Consider the following 16,527-nt stretch of genomic DNA (forward strand, 5'->3'; position numbering starts at 1 on the left):
GTTAAATACTGATCGGGTTTTGAGAAAACCCTAAACTTGGCTCAGCCTTTAATAAACTCATGAATTCACGAGTTACTTGCAAGGCTGATAATCTTGCGATCATCCAGCTACTCACAAGCACCCACACGAATTACTTGATTCCAATTTGTTAAAGAGCGATTCGGTTGCCACTTCGTTCAACCAAGGCCGCGCATTCTACGCTAACCTCCTGATCTGTCAAGCGTTTTTGTTTCGATTCTGTTGCCTCGAAACCGCCTGGCGATCGACCCGGAAGCTGTTCGCCTGCCGTGTCAGGGAGGCGCATTCTACAGGATCAGAACCCCTTGTCAACGCCTTCCGTAAAACCTTTTTCACTGCCTCGGGACGGGGTTGAACCGGCCGCCGCGGCGATGAGGTGGCGAATTATAGACCCATTCGCCGCCTCGTCAAGAGGCTTTCAAAATGATTTTGGCAAACTTCTTCTTGCCAGCCTGGCAGATGTGCTCCGAGCCCAGCGCAAAGACGAACTCGCGATCCACCACCTCGCCATCCACCTTGACCGAACCAGCACCGAGCAGGTCCCGCGCAGCGGCGGCATTCTTCACCAGACCGGCACGATTGAGCACGGCCGACACCGGCAGATCCGCATCACTTTCCAGCACCACCTCGGGAATATCCTCGGGCAGCTCACCGTCCTTGAGGCGGTTACCGGCCGAGCGATGGGCATTGGCAGCGGCCTCTTCCCCATGGAAACGGGCGACCAGCTCTTCCGCGAGCTTGATCTTGATGTCCCGAGGATTGGCGCCGGCTTCAACGTCCCGGCGCATCTGATCGATCTCTTCCATGCTGCGGAAGCTCAGCAACTCGAAGTAGCGCCACATCAGGGTATCGGGCATGGAAACGATCTTGTTGTACATGACGCCCGGCGGCTCGTTGATGCCAACATAGTTGCCCAGCGACTTGGACATCTTCGCCTCACCATCGAGCCCCACAAGCAGCGGCATGGTCAGGGTGACCTGAGGCTCCTGACCGTACTGACGCTGCAGCTCGCGCCCCATCAGCAGGTTGAACTTCTGATCGGTACCGCCCAGCTCGATGTCCGCCTTCAGCGCGACCGAGTCGTAGCCCTGGATCAGCGGATAGAGGAACTCGTGAATGGCGATCGGCTGATTGCCCTTGTAACGCTTGTCGAAATCATCCCGCTCGAGCATCCGCGCGACCGTGTACTTGCCGGCCAGCTGGATCATCTCGGCCGCGGAGAAGGCATCCATCCATTCGGAATTGAAGACAACCTGGGTGAGCTCGGGATCCAGGATCTTGAACACCTGCTCTTTATAGGTCTCGGCATTGGCCAATACCTGCTCACGGGTAAGCGGCGGACGGGTGCTGTTCTTGCCGCTGGGATCACCGATCATGCCGGTGAAGTCGCCAATCAGGAACAGGACCTGATGGCCGAGCTCCTGGAACTGGCGCAGCTTGTTGATCAGAACCGTGTGCCCCAGGTGCAGATCGGGCGCAGTGGGATCGAAGCCGGTCTTGACCCGCAGCGGCGTGCCACGCTCCAGCTTGGCGCGCAGCTCGGCCTCCACCAGGATTTCGTCCGCTCCACGCTTGATCAGCGCCAACTGCTCGTCAACCGACTTCATGCTGCTTTCCCGTCCAAAAAAGGTTGATAAAGGTCATAGGAGAAAAGGAAGAAACGATACAGCATTGATGCGCAAGATCAAATCTCGACAGCCCGCCGGGCGCGCGTGGGCAGGTAGCACAGACTGGAAAGTGACGCCTGAAAACTGACAGACGGGCACGGCAAAGCTTGCCTTGAGGGACTTTCAGTTATAATTTAGCAAGTTATTTCACTTTTCATAGAAACGACCACAAGAGCGCTTATGGGACATCACAAGTCAGAGTCACCGCGCTACCCTAAAAGCCATATCATGGCTGCCAGTGGTATCGCCGCCGCGCTGAGCATTTTCCTGCTCGTCATTCCCACTACCGAAGTCGAAGCCAAGCGAACACTTGTCCAACTCGATCTGCACGAAGTCACTGCGGAACACAAAGAACCGGTGCTTTCTGAAGAGTTGGACGCCCTGATCAGCGAAACGGTCACTTTTTCTTCACCGATCGAGCTGACCAGCATCCAGGAAACCCTTTCCACCGCCGCCTCCCCCGAGGTTGTCAATGCCGGCCTCAGCCTGCAGCCCGCACCCCTGGCGGCCCAGCCGGTCCGTCCGGAGTGGACCACCATGACGGTCGATGCCGGCGACACCCTGTCGATTCTTTTCCAGAATGCCGGCCTGTCGGCCAATACCCTGCACGCTGTCATCAACAGCAGCCAGGAAGCCAAGGCCTTTACCCGCCTGCGCGTCGGCCAACAGGTGGAGTTCAAGCTGGATAACGAGGGTCAGCTGCTGGCCATGCGGTCTCCTGTCAACAGTTTGGAAACCATCCGCATCGACCGTGATGGCGACAGCTACAGCTTCAGCAAGGATGTCATCGAGCCGGAAGTGGCCGAGAAATTTGCCAGTGGCACCATCGACAGCTCCCTGTTTGTCGCAGCACAGAATGCAGGCCTGTCCCACAACCTGACCATGCAGATGGCCAACATCTTCGGTTATGACGTGGACTTCGCCAAGGAAATCCGGCAGGGCGACCGCTTTGAAGTCCTGTACGAGGAAAAGCAGGTTGACGGCGAACGGGTCGGCACCGGCAACATCCTCGCTGCACGCTTCACCAACCGCGGCAACACCTATACCGCCGTGCGCTATACCGATGCCAATGGCCATACCAGCTATTACCGCGCCGACGGCACCAGCATGCGCAAGGCCTTCATCCGTACCCCTGTGGAGTTTGCCCGTATCAGCTCCCGATTCAACCCGGGTCGGCGCCACCCGGTACTGAACAAGATCCGCGCCCACAAGGGTGTGGACTATGCCGCCCCCACCGGCACCCCGATCAAGGCGACCGGCGACGGCCGGGTGGTCCACGTGGGCCGCAAGGGCGGCTATGGCAACACCGTCGTCATCAAGCACGGCCAGACCTACCAGACCCTGTACGCCCACATGAGTCGCTACGCCTCCGGCATCCGCGTGGGCAGCAATGTCAGCCAGGGCCAGATCATCGGCTACGTGGGCGCTACCGGCCTGGCCACCGGCCCCCACCTGCATTACGAGTTCCAGATCAATGGCGTGCATGTCGACCCGCTCAGCGTGCGGCTGCCCGCTTCAGACCCCATTCCCCAGCGCGAGCGTTCGGCGTTTCTGGCCCTCAGCAACCAGCTGATGGCCAGCCTCGACCGACATGGAGCAACACAGCTGGCACAACTGGACAACTGATGGACCACCTGCATATCGGCATCATGTCAGGCACCAGCCTGGATGGTGTCGATATCGCCCTTACCCGCTTCAGCGAGCAGCCACGACGCGCCACCCTTGTCGGCGCGTTGTGCATGCCTTTCTCCTCCTCCCTGCGCAATGATCTGCTGAGCCTGTGTCAACCGGGCGCAGATGAGATCCGCCGTGCCGGCCTGGCCGCCGAACAGTGGGCCCGGCTGGCTGCCGAGGGTGTTCACCGACTGCTTGCCAGGCACGACGTGGAGGCCACCCGGATCTCCGCCATTGGCAGCCATGGGCAGACCATCCGCCACCACCCGGAGTCGGGATTCAGCGTGCAGATCGGCGCGCCGGCGCTGCTGGCCGAGCTGTGCGGCATCGAGGTAATCACGGATTTTCGCAGTCGCGATCTGGCCGCTGGCGGCCAGGGCGCCCCGCTGGTACCGGCCTTCCATGCCTGGTTGCTGCAGGATCCCGCACACAGCCGGGCCCTGGTGAACGTCGGAGGCTTTGCCAACCTGACCCTGCTGGGTACGGACGGTCGGATACGGGGATTCGACAGCGGGCCGGGCAATGTCCTGATGGACCACTGGGCGCAACGGCATATCGGCCAGCCCTTTGACAGCAACGGTGACTGGGCACGTACCGGCCAGGTCCTGCCCGAGCTGCTGGAGCAGATGCTCGCCGATACCTACTTTCAGCGCCCGGCGCCCAAGAGTACCGGACGCGAATACTTCCACGAAGACTGGTTACAGCAGCACCTGAGCCGGCGCAACGCGGCGCCGGCGGACGTTCAGGCGACGCTGCTGGAACTGACCGCGCGCACCATTGCCGACGCGCTGGCAAGTTGCGGCCCCCTGCCCGCCGCGCTCCATGTATGTGGCGGCGGAGCCCACAACGGGCTGCTGCTGGAGCGCCTGCAGTCTCTGCTTGGCGATTGCCGGGTGAGCACCACCGCACAGCTGGGCGTGAATCCGGACTGGATGGAAGCCATGGCCTTCGCCTGGCTGGCCTGGCGCTGCCAGCAACGCCTCAGCGGCAACCTGCCGGCAGTCACCGGAGCAAGGGGGGAACGTATTCTGGGAGCCATCTACCCGGCGTGAGACCACGCCGGGACAATGTCAGATGGAAAACGAGGAGCCGCAACCACAGGTGGTGCTGGCGTTGGGGTTGTTGATAACGAAGCGCGAGCCCTCCAGCCCTTCCTGGTAGTCCACCTCGGCGCCCGCCAGATACTGGAAGCTCATGGGATCAACCACCAGCCGGACGCCGTCCCGCTCGATGACGGTATCGTCCTCGGCCAGTTCGTCATCGAAGGTGAAGCCGTACTGGAAACCGGAGCATCCCCCACCGGTGACGAACACCCGCAGACTCAGGCGATCATTGCCCTCTTCCTCGATCAGCGAGCGGACCTTGGCCACCGCACTGTCGCTGAACTGCATGGCAGCAGGGGTAAAAACTTCAACACTGGACATTACAACCTCCGGCGGCGGTGCCGCAGCACATCAAGCCGGTAATTATCCTTTTATCCGACTCTTTTGGTCAACTACTCTTGAAACCTGTCCGCTGGCCAGTCCATCCTGCGCTTGCGCCATCCGCCCTTCAATCAGGGCCTGACGCCCATATCGGTCCATTCCACCGTCTGCTCGAGCAGCAACTTGCCCTCGTTTTCGACCTTCAGCTGCACGGTTTTCGGCTCGAAACCCAGGGGCAGCATCAGCTCGACACCCTCAGTGTCAGGCACCACCTGGAAATAGCGGAAATTCAGGGGCAGATACTGGACGCGACCGCCGGTCAGCTCCGGCAGCCCATACTCTGCCCGGCCGTCGCCCTGCTGGCCGAGTACCGTCAGGCGCAGCCTTGCTTCCACAGTATCACTCTCATTGCCCACCCGGCTGACCATCACCTTGCAGCGGAATACACCCGGCACATCGGTGCGTTGCAGCTCGAAAGCCTGGATGCGCAGGCCGGGGGCGGCGGCACTGGGAGCCAGCGCACCTTGATACTGTGCCAGGTCCTGCTGCAGACGGAACAACTGCTGCTCCAGATCGGCGATCACCGCCTGCCCGTCAGCGACGGATTGCCGGGCAACCATCAGATCCACCTCGAGCTGCTGATGACGCAGGCGGGTTTCCTCCAGTTCGCTCTGGATCGCCGAGCGCTCGTCACGCAACCGCTGGTAGTCCTGCATGGCGGACGAGTTCATCGCGGCAAACCAGCCCAGCCAGACCGCCAGAGGCAACGCAGCAACCAGCATCCAACGCGCGCGGGTGCGCCGAGGCCCCGCTGCGCCGGGGTCCTGTTCTGCGGTTTCCTGCCTGTCAGCGGCCATCAGGGCATGAGCGCCGGGTGCTCGAGCCCCATGCGCTCATCCAGTCCCAGGGCAATGTTCATGTTCTGGATGGCCTGACCAGAGGCGCCCTTGACCAAGTTGTCGATGACCGACAGCACCACCACCAGGTCACCCCCCTGCGGTCGATGTACCGCCAGACGGCAGACGTTGGCACCGCGCACGCTGCGGGTTTCCGGATGGCTGCCGGCGGGCAGCACATCGACGAAGGGCTCGTTGGCGTAGCGCTCCTCGAACAGTTGCTGCAGATCGACGCTGCGATCCGGCACCTGGGCATAGAGCGTGGAGTGGATGCCACGGATCATCGGTGTCAGATGCGGCACGAAGGTCAGACCGACCTCGCGACCGGCGGCCCGCTGCAGCCCCTGGCGAATCTCCGGCAGGTGGCGGTGACCGCCCACGGCGTAGGCCTTCATGCTCTCGGTGGCCTCGCAGAACAGCGAGCCCAGGTTGGTACCGCGGCCGGCGCCGCTGACCCCGGACTTGCAGTCGGCGATCAGGTTATCGGGTTGCGCCAGCCCCTTTTCCAGCAGTGGAATCAGCCCCAGTTGCACCGAGGTGGGATAGCAGCCGGGTACCGCGATCAGCCGGGCGTTGCGGATGGCGTCGCGGTTGACCTCCGGCAGGCCATAGACGGCTTCGCCGAGCAACTCGGGCGCACCATGGGGCTGTCCGTACCACTTGCTCCACAGCTGGGCGTCGCTGAGACGGAAGTCGGCTGACAGGTCGATAATCCGGGTGCCGGTGGCCAGCAGTTCGGCGGCCAGCGAATGGGCGACACCATGGGGCGTGGCAAAGAACACCACGTCGCACTGGCCCAGGGCGGCGGTATCCGGCACGCTGAATTTCAGGTCGTCATAGTGGCCGCGCAGGTTCGGATACATGTCCACCACCCGCACACCCTCCTCGGATCGGGAGGTGATGGTCTCGACTCGAGCCTGCGGGTGCGCCGCGAGCAGCCGCAGCAATTCGACGCCGGTATAGCCGGTGCCCCCTACAATGCCGATCCTGACCATTTTGTGCCTCGTTCGATTAATATGGCTGACAAGCTCCCTATGATAAGAGTGTCCCGCCAATTTACCAACAGACCGGCAGCAGCGATCGGTCCGGATTCAGGAGTTCGATGTGTATCTGTGGATCAAAGCCTTCCATATCATGGCTGTAGTGACCTGGTTCGCCGGTCTGTTCTACCTGCCGCGGCTGTTCGTCTATCACGCCATGAGCGAGGACCAGATCAGCCGTGACCGCTTCAAGATCATGGAGCGCAAGCTCTATCGCGGCATCATGACCCCGTCCATGGTGGTGGCCGTCGGCCTCGGCATCTGGATGCTGATACTGATGCCCCAGTGGCTGCAACAGGGCTGGCTGCACGCCAAGCTGGCCCTGGTCGCGTTGCTGGTGATCTACCACTTCCTCTGCGGCGCCCAGCTGCGCCGCTTTGCCAGCGACAGCAATACCCGCTCCCATGTGTTCTACCGCTGGTTCAACGAGGCACCGGTGCTGGTACTGGTCGGCGCCATCCTGCTGGTGGTGCTCAAGCCTTTCTAATCCGCCATGACTGCCCGCTCACGGGCCCAGGCACGCAGCGCCTGAACCCGCTCGGCCATGACCACGGACAGGGGCGATGTTTCGCTCAGGGCCTCCAGCACATGCTGGTTGACCACCTCCTCCTGCCGGGCGGCGGCGCTGTACACCGCCGCCACCACCGCCTGCTCTATCTCGGCACCGGAAAAGCCCTCGCTGGCTGCGGCCAGCGCCGGCAGATCGAAGCGCTCCACCGCCAGCTCGCGGCGTGACAGGTGGATGCGGAAGATGTCCTCGCGCACGGACGCGGCGGGCAGATCGACAAAGAACAGCTCGTCCAGTCGCCCCTTGCGGATCAGTTCCGCGGGCAGCTGCGCGACATTGTTGGCCGTGGCTACCAGGAACACCCGGCTGCGGCGCTCGGCCATCCAGGTCAGCAGCGTACCCAGTACCCGGCGCGAGACACCCTGATCGCTGCCGTCATCGGCCAGCCCCTTCTCGATCTCGTCGATCCACAGCACGCAGGGCTGCATGGCATCGGCCATGGCCAGCGCCTCGCGCAGGTTCTTCTCGGTCTCGCCGATGTACTTGTTGTACAGCGCGGCAAAATCCAGCCGCAGCAACGGCAGGCCCCAGAGGCCGGCCACGGCCCGCGCCGCCAGACTCTTGCCGGAGCCCTGCACGCCGGCCAGCAGCACGCCCCTGGGCGCATCCGCGCGACCGCCATCGTTGAACGCCGCCTGGCGCTCCTGCAGCCAGCGCTTGAAGCGCGCCAGCCCGCCGACCTCGGCAAAGCGGGCGGTATCCTGCTCGAAGCTCAGTACCCCCTGCATGTCAAGCAGGCTGAACTTGGCCTGATTGAGCACCGGCAGGTCTTCCTGGGTGATGGCGCCGTCGTCGACGATCAGCTTGCGCGCCAGCAACCGCGCCTCCTCGTGGGTGACACCACGCAGGTTGCGCACCACCTGCTCCAGGGTGCGGTTGTCGGTACGCACCCGGCGGCCCTGGTTGCGAGCGGTCCAGCGCGCCGCCTCCTCGCGGATGATGGCCGCCAGCTGCTCGTCCGAGGGCATGCTCAGACTGATGCGCGCCGCCAGACGGCGCAGCTCCGGCGGCAGTGGCAGTTCATGACTGACCAGCAACAGGGTCGGCGCCTGCTCCTCCGGGTTCATCGCGATCATCTTCAGCAGCCGCACCACCCGGGGCGATTGCATGAAGGGGTGCAGGTCGCAGAATACGAACAGCGCCGGCTCGTTCTGCCGGCGTATGTAATCCAGCGCATGCTCCGGGTCGCTCATGTCTTCGCTGGCATCCAGCGCCGTACCGAAGCCCAGCCGCTGCAGCCCCTCCACCTGGTTCCAGGTATACCAGGTCTGGCTGCGCTTGACCGCCAGGGTGGCGATGGCTTCCAGCACCCGCAGCTCTTCCCAGGACTCGATGACGATCAGGCGAACCCGCGAGTCCAGAACCAGTCCCAGATCATGGATATCATTCTTCATGCGGCTTCCCGGCCTGCGACAGGCGCTGTTACTTTGACCGCCGGGTTGGTTACACTGGCGGCATTGGAATCCATTACAAGGAGAGCGCTGTGAACTGTCTGTTCTGCAGTATTGCCGAAGGCAAGATCCCCTCGAAGAAAATCTTCGAGGACGATCGCGTGCTGGCCTTCCATGACATCAACCCCCAGGCTCCGGTGCATTTTCTGGTTATCCCGAAAAAGCATATCGCCACCCTCAACGATATGACAGAGGAAGATTGCGAACTGGTGGGTTACATGACCTATACCGCACAGCGGCTGGCTCTGGAGCTGGGTTGCGAGGGCGGTTTCCGCACCGTGTTCAACTGCAAGGAAATGGGCAGCCAGACGGTCTACCACATTCACCTGCATGTGCTCGGTCAGCGGCAGATGGGCTGGCCGCCGGGTTGATCTGTCGCAGGTCCTGACCCGCGCCAACCGCTATACTGGGGCCAGTTTCAGGAGACACACGATGAGTACACGTCAATACAATCTGTTCGACCGCCTGCTGGTACAGGGCGAGCAGGCCATGCGCACCCTGGTACCGGGCGCGGCCCAGGCGGCCCGGCCGTCACCTGCACAGCACCTGCGCAGCGACGCGGTGGCCGAGGATCAGCGCCGCCACGTCGCCGGCCTGATGCGCATCAACCATACCGGCGAGGTCTGCGCCCAGGCGCTGTATCAGGGTCAGGCGTTGACCGCGAAACTGCCGGATATCCGTGAACAGATGGAACAGGCGGCCGCCGAAGAGATCGACCACCTGGCCTGGTGCGAACAGCGTCTGAACGAGCTGGGCAGCCGCCCCAGCCTGCTCAATCCGCTGTTCTATGGCCTGTCCTTCGGGCTGGGGGCGGTGGCCGGCAGGATCAGCGACCGCATCAGTCTGGGCTTTGTCGCCGCCACCGAGCAATTGGTGGAGCGGCATCTGGACGATCACCTGACCCGGCTGCCGAAGGATGACCTCAAGTCCCGCGCCATTCTCGAACAGATGCGCGATGACGAGATCGAACACGCCAACCACGCACTGCAGGCGGGCGGCGTGGTCTTCCCGCGCCCGATCAAGGGCGTCATGAAGCTGATGTCCAGGGTGATGACCAGCGCCACCTACCGGATCTGATCCGCCCGGCGGGGCGCGGCCGTCGGTTGCGCCTCAGTCCGCTTCGATGATCTCGTAGTCGTGGGTGATTTCCACCCCGCCACGGCCGAGCATGATGGAAGCGGAGCAGTACTTCTCTGCCGACAGCTCCACCGCCCGCTTGACCTGGGCTTCCTTGAGATTCTTGCCGGTGACCACGAACTTCACGTGAATCCGGGTAAACACCTTGGGTTCGGTCTCGGCCCGCTCGGCTTCCAGCAGGGTCTGCACATCGCGGACATCCTGGCGTCCCTTCTTCAGGATGCTTACCACGTCATAGCTGGCACAGCCGCCGAGGCCGATCAGCACCGTCTCCATGGGACGCACGCCCATGTTGCGACCACCCGCTTCCGCCGGGCCATCCATGACGATGGTGTGACCGCTGCCGGACTCTCCGAGAAACATGGCCCCGTCCACCCACTTGATCTGCGCTTTCATTCCACTCTCCCGCTGCAATGATGTTGTTGCTGGCGGCGGAGAATAACACACTGGATGGTCGCGACCCTGATGCTGGTTTTTGTCATGAAAACTGCACATAATCACTTTTGGTCTCATGACGAGCCTGCATGGATGCCCATGTTTGCATGGTCTGCCCGATCATTTCTGACAGGATGACAAAAATGGCTGCTCTTCTTCCCCTGCCAAAAATAAAGAATCTGGACGTATTTCTGGGTCATTGTTATCGCCGTCGTTTTGGCCCCCGCAGCACCATCATTCACGCCGGAGACGTCTCCGATCGACTGTTCTATATCGTCAAGGGCTCGGTCACCATCCTCATCGAGGATGAACAGGGCCGGGACATGATCATTGCCTACCTCAACCAAGGGGATTTCTTCGGTGAAATGGGGCTGTTCGATGAGGAACAGGCCGAGCAGGACCGCAGCGCCTGGGTCAAGGCCAAGACCGAGTGCGAGATTGCCGAACTGCCCTACAGCAAGTTCCGCGAAATCACCGCCCGTGATCCCGAGCTGCTGTATGTGGTGGGCCGGCAGATGGCCGATCGTCTGCGCCGAACCACCCGCAAGGTCGGCGACCTGGCCTTCCTCGACGTCACCGGTCGTGTGGCCGGTACCCTGCTGGAGCTGTGCAAGCAGCCCGACGCCATGACCCACCCCGACGGCATGCAGATCAAGATCACCCGCCAGGAAATCGGCCGCATCGTCGGCTGCTCCCGGGAAATGGTCGGCCGGGTACTCAAGACCCTGGAGGAACAGGGACTGATCAGCGTCAAGGGCAAGACCATGGTGGTGTACGGCACCCGCTGAGCCTTCCCCGGCTCAGCAGCCCGCCCCGCGCTGGGGTACAATCGCCGGATATCCATCTATCCGGCGAGGCTGAAATGGGGCTGAACAATCAGTGGATGCAGCGGGACCTGGCGGTACTCTGGCACCCCTGCACCCAGATGAAGGACCACGAGCACATGCCCATAGTCCCGATCCAGCGGGGCGAAGGCGTATGGCTGCACGATTTCGATGGCAACCGCTATCTGGATGCGGTCAGCTCCTGGTGGGTCAACATCTTCGGCCACGCCAATCCCTACATAAATCAGCGGGTCAAGCAGCAGCTCGATACTCTGGAGCACGTCATCCTCGGCGGCTTCTCCCATCAGGCGGTGATCGAGCTGTCCGAGCGACTGGTGGATATCACCCCCGCGCCGCTGACGCGCTGTTTCTATGCCGACAACGGCTCCTCCTGCATCGAGGTGGCGCTGAAGATGAGCTTTCACTACTGGCTCAATCAGGGCAAGCCGCAGAAGAAGCGCTTCATCACCCTGTCCAACAGCTACCACGGCGAAACCCTGGCAGCCCTGGCAGTGGGTGATGTGGCGCTGTACAAGGAGACCTACAAGCCGCTGCTGATGGACGTGATCACGGTTCCCTCACCGGACTGCTACGAGCGCGAGCCCGGCAGCAGCTGGGAGGAACACAGCCGGCTGATGTTCGAGCATATGGAACGCGCCCTCGAGCAGCACCACGAGGAGGTCGCTGCGGTGATCGTCGAGCCGCTGATCCAGTGCGCCGGCGGCATGCGCATGTACCACCCGGTGTACCTCAGGCTGCTGCGCGAGGCCTGCGACCGCTACGGCGTGCACCTGATCCACGACGAGATTGCCGTGGGCTTCGGGCGTACCGGCAGCCTGTTCGCCTGCGAGCAGGCCGACATGAGCCCGGACTTCCTGTGCCTGTCCAAGGCACTGACCGGCGGCTATCTGCCGATGTCCGTATGCCTGACCACGGACGAGGTCTATCAGGCCTTTTACGACGACTACGAGACCCTGCGCGCCTTCCTGCATTCGCACAGCTATACCGGCAACCCGCTGGCCTGTGCCGCGGCGCTGGCCACCCTGGATCTGTTCGAGCGTGACAATGTGATCGAGAACAACCGGACGCTGGCGGCCCACATGGCCAGCGCCACCGCCCACTTTGCCGATCATCCCCACGTGGCCGAGGTGCGCCAGACCGGCATGGTACTGGCAATCGAAATGGTCCAGGACAAGGCCAGCCGTACCCCCTACCCGTGGCAGGAGCGCCGCGGCATCCGGGTCTACGAGTACGGGCTGCGTCATGAGGCACTGCTGCGACCGCTGGGCAGCGTGGTGTACTTCATGCCCCCCTACGTGATCACGCCGGAGCAGATCGATCATCTGGCCAGTGTCGCCTGGGAAGGCATAGAGCAGGCGACCAGGAACTGACCCATGCGCGTATCCCGTTTCTATCTGGATGCCCCGCTGGGCGCGGGCGAGCAACTGCTCGATGGCGATCTGGCCCATTACATCGGCCGGGTGCTGCGCCTGGGCCCCGGTGCGCCGGTGCAGATCTTCAACGGTTCCGGCCAGGAGTGGCCCGGCGAGGTACTGGAGGTCGGCAAGCGCCAGGTGCGTCTGCAGCTGCATGAGCCGGTGGCAGGCCAGCCCGAATCGCCGCTGCGTGTTCACCTGGGCCAGGCCATGTCCCGCGGCGAGCGCATGGACTGGGCGATCCAGAAGGCAGTGGAGCTGGGTGTCAGCGAGATCACCCCGCTGGTGACCGAGCGCTGCGAGGTACGCCTGCAGGGCGAGCGCGCCGACAAGCGCCAGCAGCACTGGCAGCAGGTAGCGATCAGCGCCTGTGAACAATGCGGTCGCAGCCGTGTCCCACAGGTACACGCACCCATGGCGCTGGCGGACTGGCTGACAACGCTGGAGGCAGACCTCAAGCTGGTACTGCATCACCGCACCGATGCGGATCTGCGCGAGCTGCCCGCCCCGGCATCCCTGGCCCTGCTGATCGGGCCGGAGGGTGGCCTCAGTCGCGACGAGATAGCCCAGGCCGAAAACGGTGGTTTCCGAGCCGCGCGCTTCGGGCCCCGGGTGCTGCGCACGGAAACCGCGCCGGTGGTCGCCCTGAGCCTGGCCCAGCATCTGTGGGGCGATTTCTGAGCCGGGCCGGGCACGGTAAGGCGGGCTGATTGACCGCGCCCCGCCAGCACGGATAATGTTCAGCCGATTTTCATTTGATGACCCGAGGTATCCCATGTCCGGCAAGAAAACCGCTATCGACTTCGAGCAGTCGCTCGGTGCCCTGCAGAGTCTGGTCGAACGCCTGGAGAGCGGCAATCTCAGCCTGGAGGAATCCCTCGGCGCCTTCGAGCAGGGTGTGGCGCTGACCCGGGAGTGCCAGCAGGCACTGACCCAGGCCGAGCAGAAGGTCGCCCTGCTGCTGGAGCAGGACGGTCAGCTGACCACCACGCCCTTCGAGGACGACGGTCAATGAACGGGTTCGAGCAGTATCTCGGATCCTGCCAGCGCCGTATCGACTCCTACCTGGACCAGCAGCTGAATAACAGCCTGCCGCAGCTGAACCGCCTCTATGATGCCATGCGCTACAGCGTGACCGGCGGCGGCAAGCGCATACGTCCGGTATTGACCTATGCCAGCTGCGAGGTCTTCGGCACCGCCGAATCGGCAGTGGATGTGGCCGCCGCCGCGGTGGAGCTGATTCATGCCTATTCGCTGATCCACGATGACCTGCCGGCCATGGATGATGACGACCTGCGCCGCGGCCAGCCGACCTGCCATCGCGCCTTTGACGAGGCCACGGCGATCCTCGCCGGTGACGGCCTGCAGGCCCTGGCTTTCGAGTGGATCAGCCAGGCCGACCACTGGCAGCCCGCCACCCGTCTGCGGATGACCGCGGTGCTGGCCCGCGCCGCCGGCCCGCAGGGCATGGTCGGCGGTCAGGCCATCGACCTGGGCGCGGTGGGCCGCCAGCTCGACCAGAACCAGCTCGAGGACATGCATCAGCGCAAGACCGGTGCCCTGATTCGCGCCAGCGTGCAGCTCGGCGCGCTGGCCAGCGAACAGGCCGACGAGCAGCAGCTCGCCGCGCTGGACACCTACGCCCGCTGTGTCGGTCTGGCGTTCCAGGTGCAGGATGACATCCTCGACGTGGAAGGCAGCACCGAGGTCATCGGCAAGAACCACGGCGCCGATGCCGCGCGCGGCAAGCCGACCTTCCCTGCCCTGCTGGGGCTGGAACAGGCCCATCAGCTGGCCCGGTCGCTGCAGGATCAGGCCATTGCCGCCCTGGCCGGCTTCGACCAGCGCGCCGACCGCCTGCGCCAGCTTGCCCGTTACATAGTGGAGCGCCAGTTCTGACCGTCTATAAGCCGCCGCCGTGGCCGATGTTGGGCTAAGCAGCCTCATCGGTTAAACTGCGCCCTTGTTTCCTGTCGCTCCGGCGGCAATCAGAGTCCTGTCATTAGATGCCTAGTACTTTCCACGAAATACCCCGCGAACGTCCCTGCACGCCCCTGCTGGACAGCATTGACAGCACCGCCCAGCTGCGGGAGCTGGATGTATCGCGCCTGCCGGAACTGGCGGATGAGCTGCGCCTGTTCCTGCTCTGGACTGTTGGTCAGACCGGTGGTCATTTCGGGGCCGGGCTGGGCGTGATCGAGCTGACCATCGCTCTGCACTATGTCTATCAGACGCCGGAAGATCGCCTGGTCTGGGATGTCGGCCATCAGGCCTATCCACACAAGATCCTCACCGGCCGCCGCGAACAGATGGCCACCCTGCGGCAGAAGGACGGCCTGGCCGCCTTCCCCCGCCGCAGCGAAAGTCCCTATGACACCTTCGGCGTCGGCCACTCCAGCACCTCCATCAGTGCCGGCCTGGGCATGGCCATCGCCTCGCGCCTGCAGGGTCTGGACCGGCGCACCGTGGCGGTGATCGGCGACGGCGCCATGACCGCCGGCATGGCCTTCGAGGCGCTCAACCATGCCGGGGAAACCGACGCCGACATGCTGGTGGTGCTCAACGACAACGACATGTCGATCTCCCACAACGTCGGCGGTCTGTCCAACTACCTGGCCAAAATTCTTTCCAGCCGCACCTACGCCCACATGCGCGAGGGCAGCAAGAAGGTGCTGTCGAAGATTCCGCCGGCCTGGGAGCTGGCGCGCAAGACCGAGGAAACCGCCAAGGCGATGCTGGCGCCGGGGGTGCTGTTCGAGGAGCTGGGCTGGAACTACATAGGGCCCATCGATGGCCACGACCTGCCGACCCTGGTGACCACCCTGCGCAACATGCGCCAGCTCAAGGGGCCGCAGTTCCTGCACGTGGTGACCCGCAAGGGCAAGGGCTTCTCCCCCGCCGAAGCCGACCCTATCGGCTACCATGCGATCACCAAGCTGGAACCCAAGCCCGCTGCCAACGGTGTCAGCAAGCCGCGCTTCTCCAACATCTTCGGCCAGTGGCTGTGCGACATGGCCGAGGCCGATGCCCGGCTGATCGGCATTACCCCGGCGATGAAGGAAGGTTCCGACCTGATCGCCTTTGCCGATCGCTTCCCGCAGCGCTATTTCGACGTTGCCATCGCCGAGCAGCACGCCGTGACCCTGGCCGCCGGCATGGCCTGCGAAGGCGCCAAACCGGTGGTGGCGATCTACTCCACCTTCCTGCAGCGTGCTTATGACCAGCTGATCCACGACGTGGCGGTACAGGATCTGGATGTGCTCTTTGCCATCGACCGCGCCGGCCTGGTCGGCGAAGACGGCCCGACCCATGCCGGCAGCTTCGACCTGAGCTACCTGCGCTGCATCCCCAACATGCTGATCATGGCCCCGGCGGACGAGAACGAAACGCGCCAGATGCTGACCACCGGCTTCCTCTACAACGGCCCGGCGGCGGTGCGCTATCCCCGCGGCACCGGCCCGGGTGTGCCGGTCGACCCCGCGCTGACGCCCCTGCCCATCGGCAAGGGCCTGATTACCCGCCGGGGTCGGGACGTCGCCATCCTCTGCTTCGGCACCCTGCACGCCAACGCGCTGGTCGCTGCCGAGGCGCTGGACGCCACCGTGGCCAACATGCGCTTCGTCAAGCCGCTGGACACCGAACTGCTGCGCCAACTGGCCGACAGTCACGGGCTGCTGGTCACGGTCGAGGAGAACGCCATCATGGGCGGCGCCGGCAGCGCGGTGAACGAATGGCTGCTGGCCCAGGGCATCCAGATTCCGGTGCTCAACCTCGGCCTGCCGGATATTTACGTCGAGCATGACAAGCCGGCCAGCATGCTCGCCGAATGCGGCCTGGACGCCGCCGGCATCGAACGTGCGATCCGCCAGCGGCTGGCCAGCCTGGGCTAGTCATCGCGGGCCGGAAAGCGGAGCCGGAGCACAGTCCGGCTTCGCCGAATCCGGCATAATGCCCCTT

At 63.5% G+C, this 16,527-nt stretch carries 17 protein-coding genes; 11 read left to right on the plus strand and 6 right to left on the minus strand.

Features of this window, described 5'->3' with window-relative positions:
• Positions 1-425: 425 nt before the first annotated feature.
• Entirely contained in the window at positions 426-1,625 is a 1,200-nt protein-coding gene (gene tyrS, locus BM046_RS14140) for a tyrosine--tRNA ligase (RefSeq protein WP_090540613.1), read from the minus strand.
• A 240-nt stretch (positions 1,626-1,865) separates the two neighbouring features.
• Between tyrS and BM046_RS14145 the strand changes: the two genes are divergently transcribed.
• Entirely contained in the window at positions 1,866-3,311 is a 1,446-nt protein-coding gene (locus BM046_RS14145; protein ID WP_090540615.1) for a peptidoglycan DD-metalloendopeptidase family protein, read from the plus strand.
• Positions 3,311-4,411, plus strand: coding sequence for an anhydro-N-acetylmuramic acid kinase (locus BM046_RS14150; RefSeq protein WP_090540616.1), 1,101 nt, complete (start codon positions 3,311-3,313; stop codon positions 4,409-4,411). The genes BM046_RS14145 and BM046_RS14150 overlap by 1 nt, the downstream gene beginning before the upstream one ends.
• An 18-nt stretch (positions 4,412-4,429) precedes the next feature.
• Here BM046_RS14150 and erpA read toward each other — a convergent pair whose 3' ends face one another.
• From erpA to argC, 3 genes are all read right to left on the minus strand, one after another.
• A complete protein-coding gene (gene erpA, locus BM046_RS14155) occupies positions 4,430-4,783 on the minus strand; it encodes an iron-sulfur cluster insertion protein ErpA (protein ID WP_090540618.1) in 354 nt (117 codons plus the stop codon).
• A 131-nt stretch (positions 4,784-4,914) separates the two neighbouring features.
• Positions 4,915-5,640, minus strand: coding sequence for a DUF6776 family protein (locus BM046_RS14160; RefSeq protein WP_143084204.1), 726 nt, complete (start codon positions 5,638-5,640; stop codon positions 4,915-4,917).
• Positions 5,640-6,674 (minus strand): N-acetyl-gamma-glutamyl-phosphate reductase, encoded by a 1,035-nt coding sequence (gene argC, locus BM046_RS14165; protein WP_090540622.1) that lies wholly within the window; start codon positions 6,672-6,674, stop codon positions 5,640-5,642. The genes BM046_RS14160 and argC overlap by 1 nt, the downstream gene beginning before the upstream one ends.
• A gap of 109 nt (positions 6,675-6,783) precedes the next feature.
• Between argC and hemJ the strand changes: the two genes are divergently transcribed.
• The gene (hemJ, locus tag BM046_RS14170) at positions 6,784-7,206 is read left to right on the plus strand and encodes a protoporphyrinogen oxidase HemJ (protein WP_090540624.1); all 423 of its coding nucleotides are present in this window, start codon (positions 6,784-6,786) and stop codon (positions 7,204-7,206) included.
• Here hemJ and BM046_RS14175 read toward each other — a convergent pair.
• Positions 7,203-8,681, minus strand: a complete 1,479-nt coding sequence (locus tag BM046_RS14175; RefSeq protein WP_090540626.1) for an AAA family ATPase — start codon at positions 8,679-8,681, stop codon at positions 7,203-7,205. The genes hemJ and BM046_RS14175 overlap by 4 nt on opposite strands.
• An 89-nt stretch (positions 8,682-8,770) precedes the next feature.
• On the opposite strand from BM046_RS14175, the gene BM046_RS14180 reads away from it, so the two are divergent.
• Both BM046_RS14180 and coq7 read left to right on the plus strand, forming a co-directional pair.
• Positions 8,771-9,109, plus strand: a complete 339-nt coding sequence (locus BM046_RS14180) for a histidine triad nucleotide-binding protein (protein WP_090540628.1) — start codon at positions 8,771-8,773, stop codon at positions 9,107-9,109.
• Positions 9,110-9,170: 61 nt separating this feature from the next.
• Positions 9,171-9,815, plus strand: a complete 645-nt coding sequence (gene coq7 / locus BM046_RS14185; protein WP_090540630.1) for a 2-polyprenyl-3-methyl-6-methoxy-1,4-benzoquinone monooxygenase — start codon at positions 9,171-9,173, stop codon at positions 9,813-9,815.
• A 33-nt stretch (positions 9,816-9,848) separates the two neighbouring features.
• Here coq7 and BM046_RS14190 read toward each other — a convergent pair whose 3' ends face one another.
• Positions 9,849-10,271, minus strand: a complete 423-nt coding sequence (locus BM046_RS14190; protein ID WP_090540632.1) for an OsmC family protein — start codon at positions 10,269-10,271, stop codon at positions 9,849-9,851.
• A gap of 182 nt (positions 10,272-10,453) precedes the next feature.
• Here BM046_RS14190 and crp point away from each other — a divergent pair, with 182 nt between their 5' ends.
• The 6 genes from crp (at position 10,454) to dxs (ending at position 16,460) form a co-directional block, all read left to right on the plus strand.
• On the plus strand, positions 10,454-11,098 hold the full coding sequence (gene crp, locus BM046_RS14195; RefSeq protein WP_090540634.1) for a cAMP-activated global transcriptional regulator CRP: 645 nt from the start codon (positions 10,454-10,456) through the stop codon (positions 11,096-11,098).
• A gap of 74 nt (positions 11,099-11,172) precedes the next feature.
• Complete coding sequence (locus BM046_RS14200) at positions 11,173-12,525, plus strand: adenosylmethionine--8-amino-7-oxononanoate transaminase (RefSeq protein ID WP_090540635.1); 1,353 nt, start codon at positions 11,173-11,175, stop codon at positions 12,523-12,525.
• A 3-nt stretch (positions 12,526-12,528) separates the two neighbouring features.
• Positions 12,529-13,251 (plus strand): 16S rRNA (uracil(1498)-N(3))-methyltransferase, encoded by a 723-nt coding sequence (locus tag BM046_RS14205; RefSeq protein ID WP_090540637.1) that lies wholly within the window; start codon positions 12,529-12,531, stop codon positions 13,249-13,251.
• Between the two features lie 94 nt (positions 13,252-13,345).
• On the plus strand, positions 13,346-13,585 hold the full coding sequence (locus BM046_RS14210; RefSeq protein ID WP_090540639.1) for an exodeoxyribonuclease VII small subunit: 240 nt from the start codon (positions 13,346-13,348) through the stop codon (positions 13,583-13,585).
• Positions 13,582-14,469 (plus strand): (2E,6E)-farnesyl diphosphate synthase, encoded by an 888-nt coding sequence (gene ispA, locus BM046_RS14215; RefSeq protein ID WP_090540641.1) that lies wholly within the window; start codon positions 13,582-13,584, stop codon positions 14,467-14,469. The genes BM046_RS14210 and ispA overlap by 4 nt, the downstream gene beginning before the upstream one ends.
• A gap of 107 nt (positions 14,470-14,576) precedes the next feature.
• On the plus strand, positions 14,577-16,460 hold the full coding sequence (gene dxs, locus BM046_RS14220) for a 1-deoxy-D-xylulose-5-phosphate synthase (RefSeq protein WP_090540643.1): 1,884 nt from the start codon (positions 14,577-14,579) through the stop codon (positions 16,458-16,460).
• Positions 16,461-16,527 lie beyond the last annotated feature (67 nt).

The sequence above is a fragment of the Halopseudomonas formosensis genome (assembly GCF_900115905.1).
In the GTDB taxonomy this organism is placed as follows: domain Bacteria; phylum Pseudomonadota; class Gammaproteobacteria; order Pseudomonadales; family Pseudomonadaceae; genus Halopseudomonas; species Halopseudomonas formosensis.

Excerpts from the sequence above, each read along its gene's own strand:
- BM046_RS14150 (WP_090540616.1), top strand. The coding sequence starts at position 3,311 with ATGGACCACCTGCATATCGGCATCATGTCAGGCACCAGCCTGGATGGT.
- BM046_RS14210 (WP_090540639.1), top strand. The coding sequence starts at position 13,346 with ATGTCCGGCAAGAAAACCGCTATCGACTTCGAGCAGTCGCTCGGTGCC.
- erpA (WP_090540618.1), bottom strand. The coding sequence starts at position 4,783 with ATGTCCAGTGTTGAAGTTTTTACCCCTGCTGCCATGCAGTTCAGCGAC.
- dxs (WP_090540643.1), top strand. The coding sequence starts at position 14,577 with ATGCCTAGTACTTTCCACGAAATACCCCGCGAACGTCCCTGCACGCCC.
- BM046_RS14205 (WP_090540637.1), top strand. The coding sequence starts at position 12,529 with ATGCGCGTATCCCGTTTCTATCTGGATGCCCCGCTGGGCGCGGGCGAG.
- BM046_RS14175 (WP_090540626.1), bottom strand. The coding sequence starts at position 8,681 with ATGAAGAATGATATCCATGATCTGGGACTGGTTCTGGACTCGCGGGTT.
- ispA (WP_090540641.1), top strand. The coding sequence starts at position 13,582 with ATGAACGGGTTCGAGCAGTATCTCGGATCCTGCCAGCGCCGTATCGAC.
- tyrS (WP_090540613.1), bottom strand. The coding sequence starts at position 1,625 with ATGAAGTCGGTTGACGAGCAGTTGGCGCTGATCAAGCGTGGAGCGGAC.
- crp (WP_090540634.1), top strand. The coding sequence starts at position 10,454 with ATGGCTGCTCTTCTTCCCCTGCCAAAAATAAAGAATCTGGACGTATTT.
- argC (WP_090540622.1), bottom strand. The coding sequence starts at position 6,674 with ATGGTCAGGATCGGCATTGTAGGGGGCACCGGCTATACCGGCGTCGAA.
- BM046_RS14145 (WP_090540615.1), top strand. The coding sequence starts at position 1,866 with ATGGGACATCACAAGTCAGAGTCACCGCGCTACCCTAAAAGCCATATC.
- coq7 (WP_090540630.1), top strand. The coding sequence starts at position 9,171 with ATGAGTACACGTCAATACAATCTGTTCGACCGCCTGCTGGTACAGGGC.
- BM046_RS14200 (WP_090540635.1), top strand. The coding sequence starts at position 11,173 with ATGGGGCTGAACAATCAGTGGATGCAGCGGGACCTGGCGGTACTCTGG.
- BM046_RS14190 (WP_090540632.1), bottom strand. The coding sequence starts at position 10,271 with ATGAAAGCGCAGATCAAGTGGGTGGACGGGGCCATGTTTCTCGGAGAG.
- BM046_RS14160 (WP_143084204.1), bottom strand. The coding sequence starts at position 5,640 with ATGGCCGCTGACAGGCAGGAAACCGCAGAACAGGACCCCGGCGCAGCG.